The sequence below is a fragment of the Patescibacteria group bacterium genome, from assembly GCA_041675205.1.
GTDB lineage: Bacteria > Patescibacteriota > Patescibacteriia > GWA2-46-9 > GWA2-46-9 > JBAYUF01.
Window position 1 is genome coordinate 91,883 of the sequence record JBAYUF010000004.1, and the last position, 16,413, is coordinate 108,295.

A 16,413-nucleotide genomic window follows, 5' to 3' on the forward strand; every position below is an offset into this window, starting at 1 on the left:
ATTGATAGTACGGAATCGTTGCCAGAAATCAGCGCGCGACCTGTTCAATTACCTTATAGGCAAAGAAGATAAAGAAAACAGAAATGCACGCCAGCAATATATTTGTAATTATTCCTGGTCGTATTTCCCTCTCTAGTTTAGTGTTGTTCAAATACAGAAGCATTGGCGTATATACAGCCATACTAAGGCCGCCCAGCACGCCGGAGATTGTAAGGAGCACGAGTGGCTGCTTCATGGGGAGGAGTAAAGCCCCGAGCAGCACAACCACGGTTATTACTCCGTAATAAAGCTGACTTAAACTGAGACGACTAAAAACCCTGAATGCTCGCTGATTGCCGCCGGCGCGAGAATTAGTATAGACAATGTCGCTCACCATGCGCGTCAACGCATCAATCACCGTCCACATAACTGAGAAGAGCATTAGGAACGCCATGACGAGAAAAAGTTTATAACCAACAATACCCCACTGATCGCCAAAAATATGGGCTTGTACCACCGCCACAGCAAAACCTTCCGGTACTAAACCACGCGGCACTAACACGGCATGCGCATTTGCGCTGAGTAGCACGAGCGTGATGAAACCAAGGAGCCAAAATATTAATCCCTGATCAATATTGATATACCGCATCCACCCCCGCCACCGCTGCAGATTTTCTGGTGTCAAAGCAAATGTATAACCCGTAGCTGCGGCGGCTTCCTGTCTACCAGTAATGGGATTCACAATTCGTCCCACGTATTTCCCCATACCGATTTGTTTGTCGCGGTACCACAAACCGACACAAAGATTAAGCATGCCACCGGCACCGGCAAAAACAATGGCCCCGAGGAGCACATTAAAATCAACACCATCTGGAATATAACCAAAACGGGTTACCCCGCGCGCCACAGCCAAAACATCTTCCCATCCTAAATTAACAAAACTAATAACTACCAGGATGACAAAGAAGGCGGGCACGGTCACTTTGAGCGAGCGCTCCAGCATGCGGTACGCCACGTGCCCGCTAAACGTTAAAACGAGAACCAAACCAAGGGCAACGAATGACCAAAGATAGTGGCTCCCGAAACCAAATAATTCAAGCAGCGTCGTTCCAATAGCGCTCGCCCACCCTGGCCATATATATAAGAGAATTGCGGCTACCAACCAAAAGTAAGGTGACCAACGAAAAAACCGAGCTGAGGTTGTGAAGAATCCTTCACCAGTCGCAATCGCATGCCGAGCAACTTCTTTATTAAGAACGTATTGGCAACTTATGCCAACGAGCGCAAGCCACAGTAAATCTAAACCATGTTTGGTTACTAAATGCGGCCAAAGAATCAACTCGCCTGTTCCCATGGCAAGCCCCATGACCACAATGCCGACCCCAATGGCTTTCGACCAATGCGGCGGCTCCGGTAATTCGCGTTGTTCTAATGACGGGAAAGTATCCATTGATAAACTTTAAAATTATTAATCACCAGTGACTTCATGCGGTACTCACTCTAAGTATTTTAATTACTCTTGTCACTTGATGCAGCCGATTCACTTCAGCAATAGCAATGGTATCAGCAACAAAGGTGCAACGAAGTTTACTGAGTTTTCTGGCAACTATTTTTGCAGCATCCGCTTCAATAAACATTCCTAGTGTTAGATGAGGATTAAAGAACTTAAGTAGATGTTGTGTGCCATATCGCTGACGATACAAAACCTCGAGCTTGGTAGGCATACGGCCTTTACTGGTCCAGGGCATCTCACCCGTTCTAAAATCTTTACACTGCGCCACGATCTTGCGATGCAGAAAATTGAGTTCTTTAGGTTTTGATAGGTTAAGAGAAATTGAATTATTGGAGTGAACAATAATTCCGCAAGACCGAACAACTTGTGGCTGGTAATTGTCGAGTAATTTTTTTACCGTTGCTTCTACTTTTTTTATGTTTGCAACCGAAGTACGAATATGAAAAAGGCTAAGATGTGGAATTAATTTTCTATTATCAACTAGGAACTTAGATGTATAAGCTCGACTCTCGTTGCGAACCTGTCGGCCAACGTTCTCACGAATTTCTTTTGGAGGTAAAACAACAACGTCGTAGTACATATGCACTAGTATAACACCAACGAGAAGGCACCGGCTAAGGATGTGAACAAAATAAGCATTGACTTTTCCCCTATTTTGTAGTATCTTTACGTGTTCTTTGAAAAACTTCTTGGGCGTCGTCATGAGTGGCTTTTTGCCGTTGCTATTGATGTGGACGTCGAAGAACAAAGAGGAAAAGGAAAAAAATGACAATCATGAAACGAATCTTTGGAATGGGAATGGCCGGAGTGCTGTTCCTTCTCGGACTTCTCTGGGGGCTCGCGCTGAGCCCTCTCAACGGTTGGCTGCGGGAGACCTCCATCGGTTTCCTGTTCCCTTTCATCAGCGACGGATTTCCGGACGGTGCCCGGATACTGATGACGACCGCGTCCGTCCTGGCCATCATCAGTAGCGTCATCATCTGGTTTCTGGCAACTCGTCCCGCGTACAGGCCACCCCAAAACTGAAGAACAACTGGCGGCCGCCTAGCAACGGCCCAGAACATGGAAACTGGAGGCGACCAATTTCCACAAAAAGAAGATCAAACAGGAGAAACATGACAACATTCGCACGACTGGGGCTGATGACCTTCGGCCTCGTACTACTCTCGCTGGCGGTGTTCTGGACGTCAGCCTTGACCCCTCTTCTGAACGAAAGCGTGCAGGACAGCTTCATCGGTTTCCTGCTCCCGATGACCGACAACGCAACATTCGACGAGCGTTTGCTCGTCCTCTGGTTCGCAATTGCGGCGACGTTCGAGGCAGGCATCTGTCTCAGAATAGCGGCTCTGCCGTCGTCTCGCAGACAACACTAACGTTCCCGATTCGCCTGACGGCGAGGAGGGACGAACGAACAAGGAGACCCGTGTGCACTGCAACTGCAATGCCCGGGTCTTCGTTCTTTTTGAAAAGATTTTTGAAAATAAAAAGAACCTGCATGAACGGGTGTTAGGGCTTAGAACCAAATGAATGGCAGACGGGTCCATATGGGTGGAATTTACTTGGTTGGGGCAGTATTGCTGATTTAATTTTAGCTTACTGGCAATGTGGCGAACTCTGAGGTTTGTTTCTGCCACAAAGAATAGTATCGACCCTTCATGGCGAGTAACTCCTCGTGACTACCCGATTCAACCACTGTTCCTTCGTGCATCACAATAATTCTGTGAAGCCCCGCAATTGTACTCAGGCGATGTGCGACAACGATGGCGGTTTGTTTCCCAATGATTTCCGGCAACGCACGCTGAATAATTTGCTCGCTTTCACTATCAAGTGCGCTTGTCGCTTCGTCAAAAATCATAATCGGCGCTTTCTTCAGGATAGCCCGAGCAATCGCTACACGCTGTTTTTGACCTCCGCTCAATTTAATTCCGCGCTCACCAACGACTGTATCGTACCCATCGGGTAATTTCTCTATGAACTCATGCGCATGAGCGGCTTTGGCTGCTCTGATAATTTCTTCATCACTTTCATGATTGTTGTAGTAAGCAATATTTTCTCCTATAGTGCGGTGAAAAAGTAAGGGTTCTTGTGGTACATAAGCAATGTTCCTTCGCAACTCACTTTGCTTTACGTCCCGAATATCAGTGCCATCAATTTTTATTGAGCCGTCATCTATTTCATCAAAGCGAAGCAGCAAGTTAGCGAGGGTACTTTTACCAGCTCCGCTTAATCCAACAACGCCTATTTGTTCACCGCCCTTTATGTTAATGGTGAGATTTACAAAAACTGGTATCGTAGTCCCCTTATGAGAGTTCGACGGGTAACTAAAGCTGACATCCTCAATAGCAATTTCACCTTGCTTAATAGCAAGTTTCTTAGGCTTCAACGTGTCGCGTATCTGTTCATAGTCCGTGCCCAAGTATTTTAGGGTAGGATACATTTTTGTAATAAGGTCGTCGTGTTGGGTAATTAACTCAGGCAACGCATTAACATTCCTGACGATTTGGAACATATACGTTAACGTTAGAACCATCAATCCCAAAGAAGTCGGATTTACACCGGAAGCGTTAGCGATGATGAAATACACTGCCCCTGTAATTCCGCAAGCGGTGACGATGCTTCTCGGTAAGTTCAACAGTGTCGTTGTTCTGCGGCGTAGATCAAAGGCCTCCGTTTCCTGAGTCATAAGATCAGAGATTTTGTCACGCGCTCGATCTTCAACACCACCCGCTTTGAAGGCAATAATATTTGTTATGACATCAGAGACTTCACCTGTTACTTTGCGATATATTTCATGAAACAACTGTCTGTATTGTTGCGCTTTTGACGATGACCACAGTACATAAACAAACTGAATTATTACAATCGCGGTAGCGATCAAACCCACACCAGGAGAAGCGGCAATCAGAACTATGGGCGGTATTATAAGCGATATCAAAGTACCTAATGCTTCACCTCTAGAAAAGCGCAACAAAAGCACAGCACTATCTAAGTGTTGACGGAAGATACTGGCCAGGTACCCAGTTTGATTGTCACGATAAAAAGCGACGTCTTTACCCATTAGCTTTTCGTAAAAAGTCATGGCAAGACGATGATATTCTTTGTTTTCAGTATGGAGAGACAACAGTTCGCCGAATGTTCCGACGAGGGATCCAGCAACATGGGCCAGGAAATAATAGAGGATGTAACGTTTTGCCGCATTAGTATCTCCAGCGGCAAGACTGGTGGTGACTTGGGCCATTGCAATCACGACGTATACCCGTACGACTAGTGTGTGAAATATTTCTGCAACAAAACCAACCCACTGACCGGGATTGCGGCCATAGGTTCTGAGTATGAATTTGTAGACTTCCTTATTCATATGTTTAGTATAACAGAAACACCCCTTGTGGGGCGTTTTGTTGTCTGTCAGTTAGAAACTCCGAGAGAAAGCAGACCCGTCTTCGCTTCCTCCTTCGTTCGCCGTGGCGAACTACGGCGGACAAGAAAGCTACACCGGGGCAAGCGGCCATGTGCCGTGCCCTACCGAAATCTCGTGCAAAAAAGTAAGGATGTACATCGTTGGGGGTAGAAATGATTAAAAAACCTTTTCTCCCCTTATTATACAGTCGCACGAAACTTTACCAAGAAGTCACTTCTACTAAATATTTTTAAAGAGAAACGGCGGCATGATCTCCAATCATGCCGCCGTCCAGAGTTGAAATTCGAAAGAGAACTCATTTACCCACCGTAGTTACGGCGGAATGCATTCTCCTTATAACGGAAAGGGCCTTCGTCGTTCGCTGCCGACTGATGTCGGCAGCGAACGAAACCCACACACTACCCGATAAAAGTCAGCCCACCCGAGTAATACCCCCGAGTAGCCCCTGTGATCCCATCCTCGGACACAGTAAGCCAATTTTCCATGGGGTTGAAGTACAAGGACTTGCCAGGCAGCTTAATTGCTGCCATGTAACGATAGGGTGTATTGGCATCCAGGGAAAGTTCACCGGGGTACATGACCTGAGCGATTGCCGAGTCGATGCCACCAGCAAGAAGGAGGCCCGAGTAGAGATTCCCCATCTGCTCACGCTGAGCATCGACCGACCATCCCTGCAAGGGGTTCGGAAAGTAAATACCAACGACCGGTCCGTCCTTCATGCGCTCGACGAGTCGCTCATGACGGCTTCCATTGACGATTGATACGTTCCCCGCCAACTTTGCACTGAGGTGCTGATGGAAGTGCCGACGGGGGAACTGACTTTCGTAGCTCTGCCCAACGGCAGGAAAAAAGACTTGCTGCAAAGCGTGGCCGTAGTCTGTTACCTCGAACTGTGGAATCACGATTGGCAGATGGACACCATTCAGAATGTTGGCGATGCTCGGTGTTGCCGCAATCTTCGCCAAGAGCGCGTCGCTCTGGGCCTTGAAGGCGATTGTTCCGAGCGCGAACAGGCTGTTCGCCATTGACTCCACACCCAGAAATGCCGCCACCAATCGCGGCAAAATATCGGCATAGTCGAGTTCCGGCTGATGAAGCTGGTGAATTGCAGTCGGCCGGGTGACAGCGGCTTTGAGTCCCGGAGGAATAAGGCGCTGACCATTTTTGTCGAAAAAGATGGCTTGCTTGAGCTCGGTCGTGAGCTCACCTCGCAAGACAGCGTGGAATACATCGCAGGCAGCAGCGCCACCCACCTTCTTCGCAAACGCAATCCACTCCCCCGTCGTGACGGAGAGTGCCCAGTGTGGAATTTTTTCAACGTTCATACCAGTACTCCTGTCAGGCTCATTTGCCCGACGTTTGTAGCTCTCACCCGAGCTTGTTGGGGTCTTTCCCTCTATAGAACAACCGAGAAATGCGCAGGAAAAGACATTGCAACGTAACGGAAACATTAAAAAATGTCAACAGATTATTCCCTTGTATGTTTGCGAAAAACCTGTTTTCTCAAAGATCAAAATATTCACATTTTCTTATCAACGCTAAAAACGACCCATCGTTGCATTTTTCGAAATTCATACAAATGCGGAAGGGCTGCTGCTGTGATAATGAAACTCCCGCCAATGAGTACTCCAGATGCTAGCCCTTCATGAAAAATAAGTATGCCAAATGTAATGCTGAAAATGATTTCTAAAAGTCCTACGAGGGCCCCAATACTTGACTCGACATACTGTAATCCTGCAAAGACCAACCAAGATGACAAGACGCTCGCAACGGCAAAAGTCAGGAGATACGCCCAGGCGATATTAAACGAAGGAATATGTTGAGTCTCTCGCAATAAAAAAGACACAGTGCCATTACAAATGAATATCGCGAACCAACTCAAAAACGTCACGTACAGTGGTGCGTATGATCCTGTAAGTTTTTTTGAAGAAGACAACTCTGTACCACTTGCTACGCCATTTACTATGGCCATGGCAGCGGCAAGTAATGAGAAGGTAATTATTGAAAATGAAAAAGTAACGTAGAGTCCAATAATGGCCAACACAAAGGAAACGACTTTAATGGCACCGACTGTCTCTCCCAAAAAAATAATTCCAAACACATACATAGTGATAAGCGTGCTTGTAAAGAACAGGAGGGTTGCGCTACCGATATCCATGTGATTAAACGCATAAAATACGGGAGCCTGTGTCAGAGAAGCGGCAATTAAAAATATGCTCATCCACTTCCAATCTTCTCGCCTAACTGGAACAATCTGTTTCGTGAAGTATAAAATGGGAAACAATATTACTGTTATAAATAGGGCGCGCGTCCAACTTTGATAAAATACTCCAAATGAATCGCCAACTAGCCGCGACCATACACCGTAACTGCCAAAGCCAACAGCTGAAAATAAAATAAATAGTACCCCCCTACCACGATTTACATTATTTGACAGTAAGCTCTCCATGCTTCAAAAACGGATTTGATAAGGGTTAGCGATCAAAAAACTTTGCTATGAATTCGGCTTTCCTCGAATTGTCGACAGGATAAGTTACTTGTTTCATAAGATGACTTTAACACAAAAACCCCTCGCGGGGCGTTTCTGTTATCTATCGGCTAGAGAATCCAAATGGAGGCAGACAGGTCCATATGGATGGAATTTACTTGGTTGACCACGGCTGTTCAGAAACCTCTTTTTTGCGCCGGTCTGGTACTCACCTCATATATACTGTGTGAATGGAAGAGTCGGCCATGAGAGAGACCGTATGAACCGGACTTTGGGACCTTGAACCGAAATACAAAAGTGCTTGCTATTGTTTGTAATCTCCATTCTTTGGACCGCTTGAATGCGTATAAATAGAGCGGCGCTCCTTGAAAAATACCCTAGCTTTTAGCTGGTTGGTTGCAAGCTCCGTGATAGAATATACACATGAGTAAACCAAGCCTCTTGCTTCTAACAAACCTCTACAATGAGAGCCTAGAAGAAGATATATATTTAAGTCAGAAGTTACGGAAATATTTTAATGTTTCACTGGCGCATCCGCTTGACTCAGAAAAGCTGGAAAAAAAAGTTGATGCTGTTATTGTTCGTAACATCTGGCCGACTTTTGAATACAAGGCGCAAAAAACAAATATAATTCGTAGACTCATCAAGAGAGGTCACATACCAGCGACATCCGCCGAAAAAGGATACTTAGCGCAATCGCGCTATTTGGAAAAGGACTATCTATTGGATTTATTTACTCAGGGCTACCCAGTTATACCTTCGATCGACAGATTATCTGAACTAACAAAGCTCGGCGATGTTTCTGCCTACTATATCAAACCAAAAAATAAGTGTGATGGTATAGGTGCCAAAAAATTATCAAGGCCACAGTTACTAAGACAGAGGCTGAAGAATTATATTATTCAACCCTATATATCTTTTGAATACGAAATCTGTTTCTATTTTATAGATAACAAGTTCGTTTATGCTTTTTCTACACCCAATCGACTTGAGGGAAAAAACTATAAACTTTACAGACCTTCAAAACGCGATTTAAACTTTGCCCTAAAATTTGTGCGATGGAACAAAATGCCATTTGGTCTCCAGCGCGTTGATGCGGTTAGAGTTAAGAACAGTGGAGAACTTCTGTTAACTGAACTCGAAGATTTTGGTCCTTATCTATATTTATTGGAAATGCCAGAGCATGTGCGCAGTAAGATAATTAAAGCGCTTGTTAAATCTATAGTAAGTCAAAATGAAAGCGACCCTGTGTGATGTAAAGTCCTACAAGGCGCTTCATCGACACGGGGTCGTTTGGTTCGGCTCTAGGCCGGATAAAAAACGTGCCGCCACTCACCATCGGTAAAGATGACAAACTCGTACGTCTGAGCGACGGATCCGTCCGGCCTGACGAACTGCAGCCAGCCGAGGTAGACGAGCTCTCCGCTCCCGTCATCCCTGGTGGACATTTTCCAAGCCATCAGCTTCTGACCGTTGGTGGGATCTTCATCGATGGACTGTTGTCCATCGACACATACCAGCCCAATATTGTGGAGACGCGTCCCCTCCATACAGACATCGAGTTCCTGCCGGTACTCCTCTGTACTGATACTGATGGGCGGCCTCTTGAGACACCCTATCAGCTTCTCGACCTTGGACTTGGTCTGGCTCTCGTAGTACGAGATCGGACCCCACTTCTGTTCCACCCCAGATGATTCCAGAGTGTCAGGATAGAAGCTCTTGTGGAGGTAAACTGCAATCGCCACCACCAACACCGCCGTCATCAACCTTCTCATCAACAGTCCTCCAGACCTCACTCCTCGAAAGGATTGTGGGTCAAAGGACAATATACTATTAGATTCTGCCGGTCAACTTGTTATTTATTATGTTTATTTAGATAGTACAGCTAAAATGTGGACGGGTTTTATTTATTGTGACGTATATACAAAACGGAGGCAGACGGGTCTTAATTTGAGTTAATGTACTTCGTTTCACGAACCTACCGACCACTGATAGGTACCAACCGGGTCGGTACCGACGTTAATGTTGTTGGTTGGGCACATAGTGACGATTGGAAAACCTTCTCTCCTCTTGTTGTGCAGCTGCACAAAACTTTAACGTGAATCATTCGTTGCGAGAGAAATTTGAAACAGATAACCAGCGCTTGATCAAATGAGACAGATCGATCGTATAAAAAAGGGGGATGAAAAAAACGGGGACCGACACTGCTGCTGCAATGCCAGTCCCCTTCTGGTTACAACCTGACCGTCATGAGCGATGACGGAAGCACGCTCTCGGCTTGCTGTTGCAAGTGGGAGCGAACAAAGGTTTCCAGCTGCATGAGCGCGTCATCTATTGTGGAATAGATGATCTCGTGAACTACGGCAGGATTGCCGCGAACGAGCCGACTGATGCGGCGCTCTCGGATACGATCTTGGTGGCATATAAGCACCACGGGCTTGTGGGCATGAAAGGCCATCTCGACTTCGATGCCGACGCCGAGAGACGGATTGTCCACCACAGCAACAACGAGGGTCGCCATAGTAACTGCCGTCCGGTCAATCATGTCCACTTGCTGCGGCGTGACGTCTCTATGTCTCACAGGATCGGTGTTCTTGTGAGGCACATACGCCACGAGCCCCAGTGATTCCATCAGTTGCCCAATGGACTCATAAAAGCCGAGGTACTCTTGTCGAATGCTATCCGATACGTCGCTCAACGCACCGGACACATAGACCATGCTTCCCATAACGATTCTCCTTACACGGGCAGGGAGAGAATCGTCGCACTGTGAAGGCCAGGATTGGCCGCATGAGGAAAACGATCCCTAATGGATCCTACGCAGGGCGTGCCAGATAGAGGTACTGGCCAGGATTCCCATCGCTCTGGACGAGCATCCGGATGTGCCCTTCATCATCCGGATCGGGTTCTGTGGTGGAGACTTTGAGTCGCCACGATTCAGGAAGTGCGGACTGACGGGACACGGACTGAGCTTCCCAACAGGTGACTCCGGGACGAACGCACCTATCGAAAAGCCGGACAGTGTACCCATCGGTGACGTTCCGCTCCTCGACTGTTTGAGACAGAAGAGTTGCCATCCCGTTACCGAAAAGCAGGTAGTCCCGAGAACGAAGGATGCTGCCGTCATCTGGCTTAGCTCCGCACGCTCGGATGATCATCGCATTGCCATTGATCAATTCCGCGCTGAACGGATACAGATCACCGAAGAATTTCCAGGGTACGAAAACCCGATATTGACTCACTTTTCTCACCTTCCTTAGATCAGATTTCGAGACTAGGTTTGAAAGATCGTCCGCGCACTAGTGGCCTCGAACTACCTACCTAATACTCAGAAAGCGTGCTCATCTTGGACCACAAAAAGGAGAAAGTCAATGCTGTTCAATTTATGTAACAAGGGATTTGAACTTCAAAATAGAGATAAAACAAAAGCGCAATTTTGTCAGATCCATGGTGGCAAACTTAGAATTGAGGGAGGAAGCAGTGATCGTTAATTGGAAAAAGCCCTTTGATATCGTCGTTAAGAGAGTATCGGATAAACAAAAATGTCCGTCCCAAGACGGGACAGACACTCTTGGTTGGGCACATAGTGACGATTGGAAAACTTTTACTTTGTTAATTAGCAATATTCATAACGAACTGATACGCAAGGTTAATTTTGACTTAAACGAGCGGATATAATCGCACCAGTGCTTCACTTTGGTAAATAATGTTTTGCTGTTTCTCTCAAAACAACCAAGTTCCGGGTTACTTCTTCTCGTTCATTTTCTTCCATAGGGAAACGCCCACACTGAAGCGCTAAAAATTCAACTACTTCTAAGCATGGTAGTGTCACTTGGATAAGATATTCCCAAGATAGAGACCAGCTAACTGGTGCATAGTGAATCAAACGATTCCTCAGTCTGTAATTTAAATGCTCAATGATTGAATCAGAATGATAAGGAAGAGGAACAAATGGTTTCGCATTAATATAACCACCCATTCTTTGTTTATCCTGAATCCATGCATATGCTGTCTTAAAGTCTATTAGTTTTTTGTCTTCGTTAGGAAACGTGATTTGTTTTTTCTTACTTTTATATTTTTCATCCCAAATACCAGACTGATCACTGTTAGAGAGTGCCAGTATCATGAAGCAATAAAGGCTATGATGGACTGCGATGATATACCACTTCCATGAAAAGGGGTCATCCTTAGTCTTTTCTAAAAAACTCGCTGCTTTCGAAAGTGAATCTATGGCTGTTTCTTTTAATCCATTTCTGAAGTACATACTATAAAATATCTTCTTTTAGCTGCCTGCGCCTGACGATAATAAATATAAAGAACAGAACATTTGCGGCCGTCCATGCTACTGGGTACAGCAAAGTATAAATGTTGAACTGCTCAAGTGCCAAAATCCCCAAGGCGTGTCTTCCTGCTGCTACTTCCCAAGTGAACAAGGTTTCTGAGTGAGGTTTATTCCATGATTTTCGTACGGTCGGACCAAAACCCAGTACATCGGTAAGAACGATAAGGATAACGGATAAAAGAGGTTGATGTACGACCAGCCAAAGGAACAGGGAAAACAAAGCCAAGACCAAAAAAACTACATCTAAGACGGTAATGTTTTTCTCTCCGTATTTAAGACAAAGGAGAAAAATAAATATACAGGTCGCCGCCACCATAAAAGTAATCCACGCTCCCACACCTGCTCCCCCATACACCTGAAGCGCCCAGGTAATAGAGCTGGCGATAGACCAGACAAGAAACGTAAATGTATGGGGAGTGGTTTTCTTTTTCAGGATGTCAAAAATATAGGGGCCGTACCCCACAAAAACTAATGCCGTAGAAATAATACTAATAACGACTTTGAAATTCATAGGCTGATTTTAACACAAAACGCCCTTACGGGGCGTTTTGTCGTCTACCGACAAGGGAATCCAAATGGAGGCAGACGGGTCCATTTGAGAGTATGTACTTCGTTTCACGAAGCTAATGACCACTGATGGGTACCGACGGGGTCAGTACCAACGTTAATGTTGTTGGTTGGGGGTGGGATGCTTCGCCTATAGAACCCTCGTCGCAAGCTCCTCTTGGGAACCCATCGGTTCCCAGCTTCCGCCACGGGGAAAATACTTTTCCCCGACCCCCTTTGGGGTTCAAATCCCACTCCAAAATAAAATCACCCCACCCCGCGAGGGGGTCAGGTGATTTTGGTTGAACACTGCGCCCTTGGTGTCTTAAGCAGCAACTTTCAAGGGCGTTTTCGATCGCTTATTTACGAAGCAACTGAGGCAGATGGGTCGGAGCGAACGGAACAAATGGAACACGAAGACAGGGTGTGTGCCGTGTTCCATTTTGCGTATTTGCCCGTTTTCTAGTGCAATATGGTTTCGCAAGCCTCATGCTAAAATGAAAGTATGAACGAACACCTGAGACCAATTTTTGAAACCGTGCTGCCTGCTATTGAAGCGGCCGATATTGAATACTGGGTATTCGGGGGGATTGCAATCGCAGGACTTGAGGGAAGATTCGTTCGCAAAAATAACGACGTAGACATTGTTGTTTACCGAGAAAAGTACCGAGGTGCTCTTGATGCGATAGAGGCGAGTCGCGATAAAACGTGGACATACAAGGATACTAATTTTGCACGCCCAAAGCGTGAATTTTTTGTCCCCGACCGAAAGGAGGATATTTTGTCCATAATGCCGATCTATAGAAACGGGGCCACCGTAACAATACAATTTCAGAAGTCGAAAAAAAATTTCCCAACAGACACCTGGGGATACCAGAAGAGAGTTATAGGTTCGTATTCATTTTTTACCCCAACCCAAAACGCACTCAACGAACTATTCATTGAAAATCTTAGATATCTTGCAAAGCGTTGGGCGAAAGGAGACAAGCTCGATCTGAAACCAAAATACGAGGAGGATGGGCGCATAATCCTGACACCCAAAGAGCGCGAAGAATTTTTTAGCCAAAAGAAATAAAAGCTATGGAGCCATCGAAAGAAGCGATTGAAGAATTTAGAAAGATTTATAAAAAGGAGATAGGGAAGGAACTGAGTGATGCTGAAGCGTATGAGTCAGCCTATAATCTTCTCAACTTCTTTAAACTCCTCATGGATATCGACATGCGAAATAAGCAAAGGAGCCGACAACTCAATGAAGAAACAAAAAATTGAAAGCGAAACTGAAGGTACCTAGTTCTTGATGTACTTCTCGATCAGGCGTTGTTTCGCTTCCTCCAGTTCAGCGGCAGTCAGCATCTTTCGGTAATCATAAATTCGTCCACCAGAACCGAAGGCTCCTAAGTACTGTTCACAATAAATTCTTGGATTGATATAAGTAATCCCATCTTTCTTCTCCCACCCAAAATTCATTTTATAATCATAGGCAATTGAATGCCCGATCGACCCTATCCATTGATGAGCGAGGTTATTTCTCCAATCATGAATGAGTTCAGAGATAGAAGAGAACTTAGTATCTTGTTTATTACCATCAATAAACTTTTCCAAAAAAAGTTTATATCCGTCTGGTCCCTTTTTATCAAACAGCCCTTCAGAAATAGTTAAAGCAACCGCATGGATACCCATGAACAATAGGGAGGTTTGGAAATTACCATTCTCAGTGGTTAGGCGAATTTCGTTATTAAAAAAACTGTGCAGAGAATTCAAAAGAGTATCAATAATTTCAATCGGAGGACCATTCTGAAAACGCTCTAAACGATGCTCCATTGTTTCCATGTAAGCGTTGTTTTTCATTTCTAATAGATAATTAACGGATTATTTAAACCGAATAACGTCTTGAAAAACGAGTGGCGTTCTATTGTTACTAACCCAGTCCTCTAAGTCTATTGTTTTCTCGTACACAATACCTTCTTTACTAATTATGGTTACGGCAGAAATGCTATGACTATAATCTGCTTCGGTCGGAAGCCCGAGAATCCAAGTCCTATTGGCAAGGTTTTCACTTTGTAAATAATTAATTAACGTGTCTATATCGTGACCGTCCATTTCTCTATAAGTAGGGATGGCAATATTGTAAACATGAATCTTAGGAATTACGCTATTCTCTGTAAACTCTTCAAAGTTCTTCGACCAGTTTGTATATTCTTTTATATCAAATTCATACGCACCAAATTTTGGTTTTTCACCCTTTTCGACGTTTATTTGATAAGCAATGTACACGTCGTTGGCAGGATTACTTGGAAAAACTAAATAGTGCGGCTTACCTGAAGTATCCTGCAATGAAATCGCAACAAACATTGCAAAATACCCTTCCCTTAGGCGCTGAAATTTGCGGTCTTTGAAAAATATCTCTTTGTTTTTTTCCTTTGCGTACTCACGTTGAAAAATTAAATAGACACTCTCCACAGAGAGAAGTCTATCAAGTGGAAAAATATCATTTTCCGTTTCAGATATTCTTTTTTTTAAAAATTGATCTTCAATCATGTAATTTAAAAAACTTGATGCTCATTCGGGTAAAGTTTTACATAAGTCTCTTGAGCTTCATTGATGGCTCGCACTAAATGACGTTTTAAATAAAGCCTATGTGCCCCATAATAAAATGCAATGTCGTCTGCATACTCTGACGACGCCATAATTTTATCACCAATAGATATCGCATTACCTTTACCAACAATCATGGTGAATACAAATTTCAACTGAGTTTTTTTATCCAAAAGATTTTCAGGGGAATTCAAATGACATATTGCGTTGCGTATTTTGCTCACCAAATCAGTTATATCAACATCATCCTGTGAGATGTCATCACTAAATCTTATTCTATGGCCAAGCGCACTCAACTTCTGTAGAAGATCATGCAGCTTTAAAGCAATGGAAACAAATGATGACTCTTGAAAAGGCTGTAATATCGGTGCAGAGAATACACCGGTGCTCAGTAATCCTTTAATTGTCTCCATGTCGGACCTCAATTGATCTTTTGTAAAAAAGTCATCTTTATCCATAATTAGTATACACTTTGTTATTTTTCCTCAGTTATAAAGTGTAGTGCTGAATCTGAGTCATCAACCCGTGCCATCAAGCCAGGACTCGGCCTTATTAGGCTTTGTTTGATAAAATTTGCAAACTTTGGTTCAACCGAATTTATATAAGCAACATAACCGGTGATACCCTCTCTACTAGGGATTAGGTCAACAAAACGGCTAATTTTTGAAGTCCGATCCACATGTTCGTTTAATCCGTATTTACGGATGTAATAAAGCTCTAGTCTGATATTTCTTTTTAGACGCTTTGATAAACGCGGAACACTGTCGCACACCGTTAATCCTGTCACATATTGGCATCCTCCGCGTCTAGACAATTTACATTTATGCTCATTAACCAAAAAGTCATTCGAGGCAAGAATACTTGTAACATCTGCCATTGAAGGAAGAGTGGCATCGCTTGAGATACTTAGATCATCCGCGTAACGAGTGTAGATTGCGTTGTGAGCATTGCATAGTTTTTCAAGCTCATTATCCATTTGCCGAGATACGATATTAGCCAGGACGGGGCTTGTAGAAAATCCCGTAGCTAAAACTCCGTCTACGGTAACTAGTTTAGATAAAATGCTTGCGTGTTCTTTTTTGAATCCTATTTCAACAAATATAGCTTCAACCTTGTCTATTTTAATTGATTCAAAAAAAGATTTGATGTCTAGATTCAAGAGTAACTTTTTTCTCGTATGCTGCTGAGCATTTGTCACAATGGATCGACTAACTACAAAGCCATGCACGCAATCTGGAGGTATATAAAATTCACTGAGCATGAGGGTCAGTATCTTTAAAAAATTCCTGAAACCATCGTCTTGAACGAAATAGACCGTACGAACGCCGCCGCTTCTTTTGGAAAGACTACCTTGATAGATGAACTTACTTTGATGAGTTCTAAAATCTTGAAACTGTTTCGTAGTCAAACCGAAAAACCTAGAAAGTTGATCTAGATTGTTTATGCCCGTTAGTTGGGAGAGGTCTAGATGCATAATTGAAGTCCTGTGCTAGGTAAAAGTTCCTACTCGTCAGCAGGCACGAACTCGCGCC

18 protein-coding genes are annotated in these 16,413 nt (G+C 44.3%); 5 read left to right on the forward strand and 13 right to left on the reverse strand.

Going from position 1 to position 16,413, the window contains the following annotated elements; genetic code table 11:
- Positions 1-28: 28 nt before the first annotated feature.
- Entirely contained in the window at positions 29-1,429 is a 1,401-nt protein-coding gene (locus tag WC052_03625; protein ID MFA7286720.1) for an Nramp family divalent metal transporter, read from the reverse strand.
- Between the two features lie 34 nt (positions 1,430-1,463).
- Positions 1,464-2,072, reverse strand: coding sequence for a 2'-5' RNA ligase family protein (locus tag WC052_03630; GenBank protein MFA7286721.1), 609 nt, complete (start codon positions 2,070-2,072; stop codon positions 1,464-1,466).
- Positions 2,073-2,266: 194 nt separating this feature from the next.
- On the opposite strand from WC052_03630, the gene WC052_03635 reads away from it, so the two are divergent.
- Together WC052_03635 and WC052_03640 are read left to right on the forward strand one after the other, a co-directional pair.
- Complete coding sequence (locus WC052_03635) at positions 2,267-2,518, forward strand: hypothetical protein (protein ID MFA7286722.1); 252 nt, start codon at positions 2,267-2,269, stop codon at positions 2,516-2,518.
- Between the two features lie 89 nt (positions 2,519-2,607).
- Entirely contained in the window at positions 2,608-2,865 is a 258-nt protein-coding gene (locus WC052_03640; GenBank protein ID MFA7286723.1) for a hypothetical protein, read from the forward strand.
- A gap of 215 nt (positions 2,866-3,080) precedes the next feature.
- Here WC052_03640 and WC052_03645 read toward each other — a convergent pair whose 3' ends face one another.
- From WC052_03645 to WC052_03655, 3 genes are all read right to left on the reverse strand, one after another.
- The gene (locus WC052_03645; GenBank protein ID MFA7286724.1) at positions 3,081-4,850 is read right to left on the reverse strand and encodes an ABC transporter ATP-binding protein; all 1,770 of its coding nucleotides are present in this window, start codon (positions 4,848-4,850) and stop codon (positions 3,081-3,083) included.
- 458 nt (positions 4,851-5,308) lie between these two features.
- Positions 5,309-6,235 (reverse strand): hypothetical protein, encoded by a 927-nt coding sequence (locus WC052_03650; GenBank protein MFA7286725.1) that lies wholly within the window; start codon positions 6,233-6,235, stop codon positions 5,309-5,311.
- Positions 6,236-6,429: 194 nt separating this feature from the next.
- Positions 6,430-7,359: a DMT family transporter gene (locus tag WC052_03655; GenBank protein MFA7286726.1), complete on the reverse strand. Its 930-nt coding sequence runs from the start codon at positions 7,357-7,359 to the stop codon at positions 6,430-6,432.
- A 462-nt stretch (positions 7,360-7,821) separates the two neighbouring features.
- Here WC052_03655 and WC052_03660 point away from each other — a divergent pair, with 462 nt between their 5' ends.
- Complete coding sequence (locus WC052_03660; GenBank protein MFA7286727.1) at positions 7,822-8,652, forward strand: hypothetical protein; 831 nt, start codon at positions 7,822-7,824, stop codon at positions 8,650-8,652.
- Positions 8,653-8,702: 50 nt separating this feature from the next.
- Here WC052_03660 and WC052_03665 read toward each other — a convergent pair whose 3' ends face one another.
- From WC052_03665 to WC052_03680, 4 genes are all read right to left on the reverse strand, one after another.
- On the reverse strand, positions 8,703-9,173 hold the full coding sequence (locus WC052_03665; protein MFA7286728.1) for a hypothetical protein: 471 nt from the start codon (positions 9,171-9,173) through the stop codon (positions 8,703-8,705).
- Positions 9,174-9,631: 458 nt separating this feature from the next.
- Positions 9,632-10,126, reverse strand: coding sequence for an XRE family transcriptional regulator (locus WC052_03670; protein ID MFA7286729.1), 495 nt, complete (start codon positions 10,124-10,126; stop codon positions 9,632-9,634).
- Positions 10,127-11,089: 963 nt separating this feature from the next.
- Positions 11,090-11,662, reverse strand: a complete 573-nt coding sequence (locus tag WC052_03675; GenBank protein ID MFA7286730.1) for a hypothetical protein — start codon at positions 11,660-11,662, stop codon at positions 11,090-11,092.
- A 1-nt stretch (position 11,663) separates the two neighbouring features.
- Complete coding sequence (locus tag WC052_03680; GenBank protein ID MFA7286731.1) at positions 11,664-12,251, reverse strand: hypothetical protein; 588 nt, start codon at positions 12,249-12,251, stop codon at positions 11,664-11,666.
- Between the two features lie 540 nt (positions 12,252-12,791).
- On the opposite strand from WC052_03680, the gene WC052_03685 reads away from it, so the two are divergent.
- Together WC052_03685 and WC052_03690 are read left to right on the forward strand one after the other, a co-directional pair.
- Positions 12,792-13,361, forward strand: a complete 570-nt coding sequence (locus tag WC052_03685) for a hypothetical protein (GenBank protein ID MFA7286732.1) — start codon at positions 12,792-12,794, stop codon at positions 13,359-13,361.
- A gap of 5 nt (positions 13,362-13,366) precedes the next feature.
- Positions 13,367-13,555 (forward strand): hypothetical protein, encoded by a 189-nt coding sequence (locus tag WC052_03690; GenBank protein ID MFA7286733.1) that lies wholly within the window; start codon positions 13,367-13,369, stop codon positions 13,553-13,555.
- Positions 13,556-13,573: 18 nt separating this feature from the next.
- Here the strand turns inward: WC052_03690 and WC052_03695 are convergent, their stop codons facing one another.
- From WC052_03695 to WC052_03710, 4 genes are read right to left on the reverse strand one after another with little or no spacing between them, the layout of a single operon-like run.
- Positions 13,574-14,134: a hypothetical protein gene (locus WC052_03695; protein MFA7286734.1), complete on the reverse strand. Its 561-nt coding sequence runs from the start codon at positions 14,132-14,134 to the stop codon at positions 13,574-13,576.
- A gap of 21 nt (positions 14,135-14,155) precedes the next feature.
- Entirely contained in the window at positions 14,156-14,824 is a 669-nt protein-coding gene (locus WC052_03700; GenBank protein MFA7286735.1) for a hypothetical protein, read from the reverse strand.
- A 5-nt stretch (positions 14,825-14,829) separates the two neighbouring features.
- Positions 14,830-15,339, reverse strand: coding sequence for a hypothetical protein (locus WC052_03705; GenBank protein MFA7286736.1), 510 nt, complete (start codon positions 15,337-15,339; stop codon positions 14,830-14,832).
- A 17-nt stretch (positions 15,340-15,356) separates the two neighbouring features.
- Positions 15,357-16,289, reverse strand: a complete 933-nt coding sequence (locus WC052_03710; GenBank protein MFA7286737.1) for a reverse transcriptase family protein — start codon at positions 16,287-16,289, stop codon at positions 15,357-15,359.
- Positions 16,290-16,413 lie beyond the last annotated feature (124 nt).

What these genes read in the sequence shown, in the direction of transcription:
- WC052_03695 (MFA7286734.1), bottom strand. Translation starts at nt 14,134, where the DNA reads ATGAAAAACAACGCTTACATGGAAACAATGGAGCATCGTTTAGAGCGT.
- WC052_03665 (MFA7286728.1), bottom strand. Translation starts at nt 9,173, where the DNA reads ATGAGAAGGTTGATGACGGCGGTGTTGGTGGTGGCGATTGCAGTTTAC.
- WC052_03680 (MFA7286731.1), bottom strand. Translation starts at nt 12,251, where the DNA reads ATGAATTTCAAAGTCGTTATTAGTATTATTTCTACGGCATTAGTTTTT.
- WC052_03660 (MFA7286727.1), top strand. Translation starts at nt 7,822, where the DNA reads ATGAGTAAACCAAGCCTCTTGCTTCTAACAAACCTCTACAATGAGAGC.
- WC052_03640 (MFA7286723.1), top strand. Translation starts at nt 2,608, where the DNA reads ATGACAACATTCGCACGACTGGGGCTGATGACCTTCGGCCTCGTACTA.
- WC052_03630 (MFA7286721.1), bottom strand. Translation starts at nt 2,072, where the DNA reads ATGTACTACGACGTTGTTGTTTTACCTCCAAAAGAAATTCGTGAGAAC.
- WC052_03655 (MFA7286726.1), bottom strand. Translation starts at nt 7,359, where the DNA reads ATGGAGAGCTTACTGTCAAATAATGTAAATCGTGGTAGGGGGGTACTA.
- WC052_03705 (MFA7286736.1), bottom strand. Translation starts at nt 15,339, where the DNA reads ATGGATAAAGATGACTTTTTTACAAAAGATCAATTGAGGTCCGACATG.
- WC052_03685 (MFA7286732.1), top strand. Translation starts at nt 12,792, where the DNA reads ATGAACGAACACCTGAGACCAATTTTTGAAACCGTGCTGCCTGCTATT.
- WC052_03700 (MFA7286735.1), bottom strand. Translation starts at nt 14,824, where the DNA reads ATGATTGAAGATCAATTTTTAAAAAAAAGAATATCTGAAACGGAAAAT.
- WC052_03625 (MFA7286720.1), bottom strand. Translation starts at nt 1,429, where the DNA reads ATGGATACTTTCCCGTCATTAGAACAACGCGAATTACCGGAGCCGCCG.
- WC052_03645 (MFA7286724.1), bottom strand. Translation starts at nt 4,850, where the DNA reads ATGAATAAGGAAGTCTACAAATTCATACTCAGAACCTATGGCCGCAAT.
- WC052_03635 (MFA7286722.1), top strand. Translation starts at nt 2,267, where the DNA reads ATGAAACGAATCTTTGGAATGGGAATGGCCGGAGTGCTGTTCCTTCTC.
- WC052_03670 (MFA7286729.1), bottom strand. Translation starts at nt 10,126, where the DNA reads ATGGGAAGCATGGTCTATGTGTCCGGTGCGTTGAGCGACGTATCGGAT.
- WC052_03650 (MFA7286725.1), bottom strand. Translation starts at nt 6,235, where the DNA reads ATGAACGTTGAAAAAATTCCACACTGGGCACTCTCCGTCACGACGGGG.
- WC052_03675 (MFA7286730.1), bottom strand. Translation starts at nt 11,662, where the DNA reads ATGTACTTCAGAAATGGATTAAAAGAAACAGCCATAGATTCACTTTCG.
- WC052_03690 (MFA7286733.1), top strand. Translation starts at nt 13,367, where the DNA reads ATGGAGCCATCGAAAGAAGCGATTGAAGAATTTAGAAAGATTTATAAA.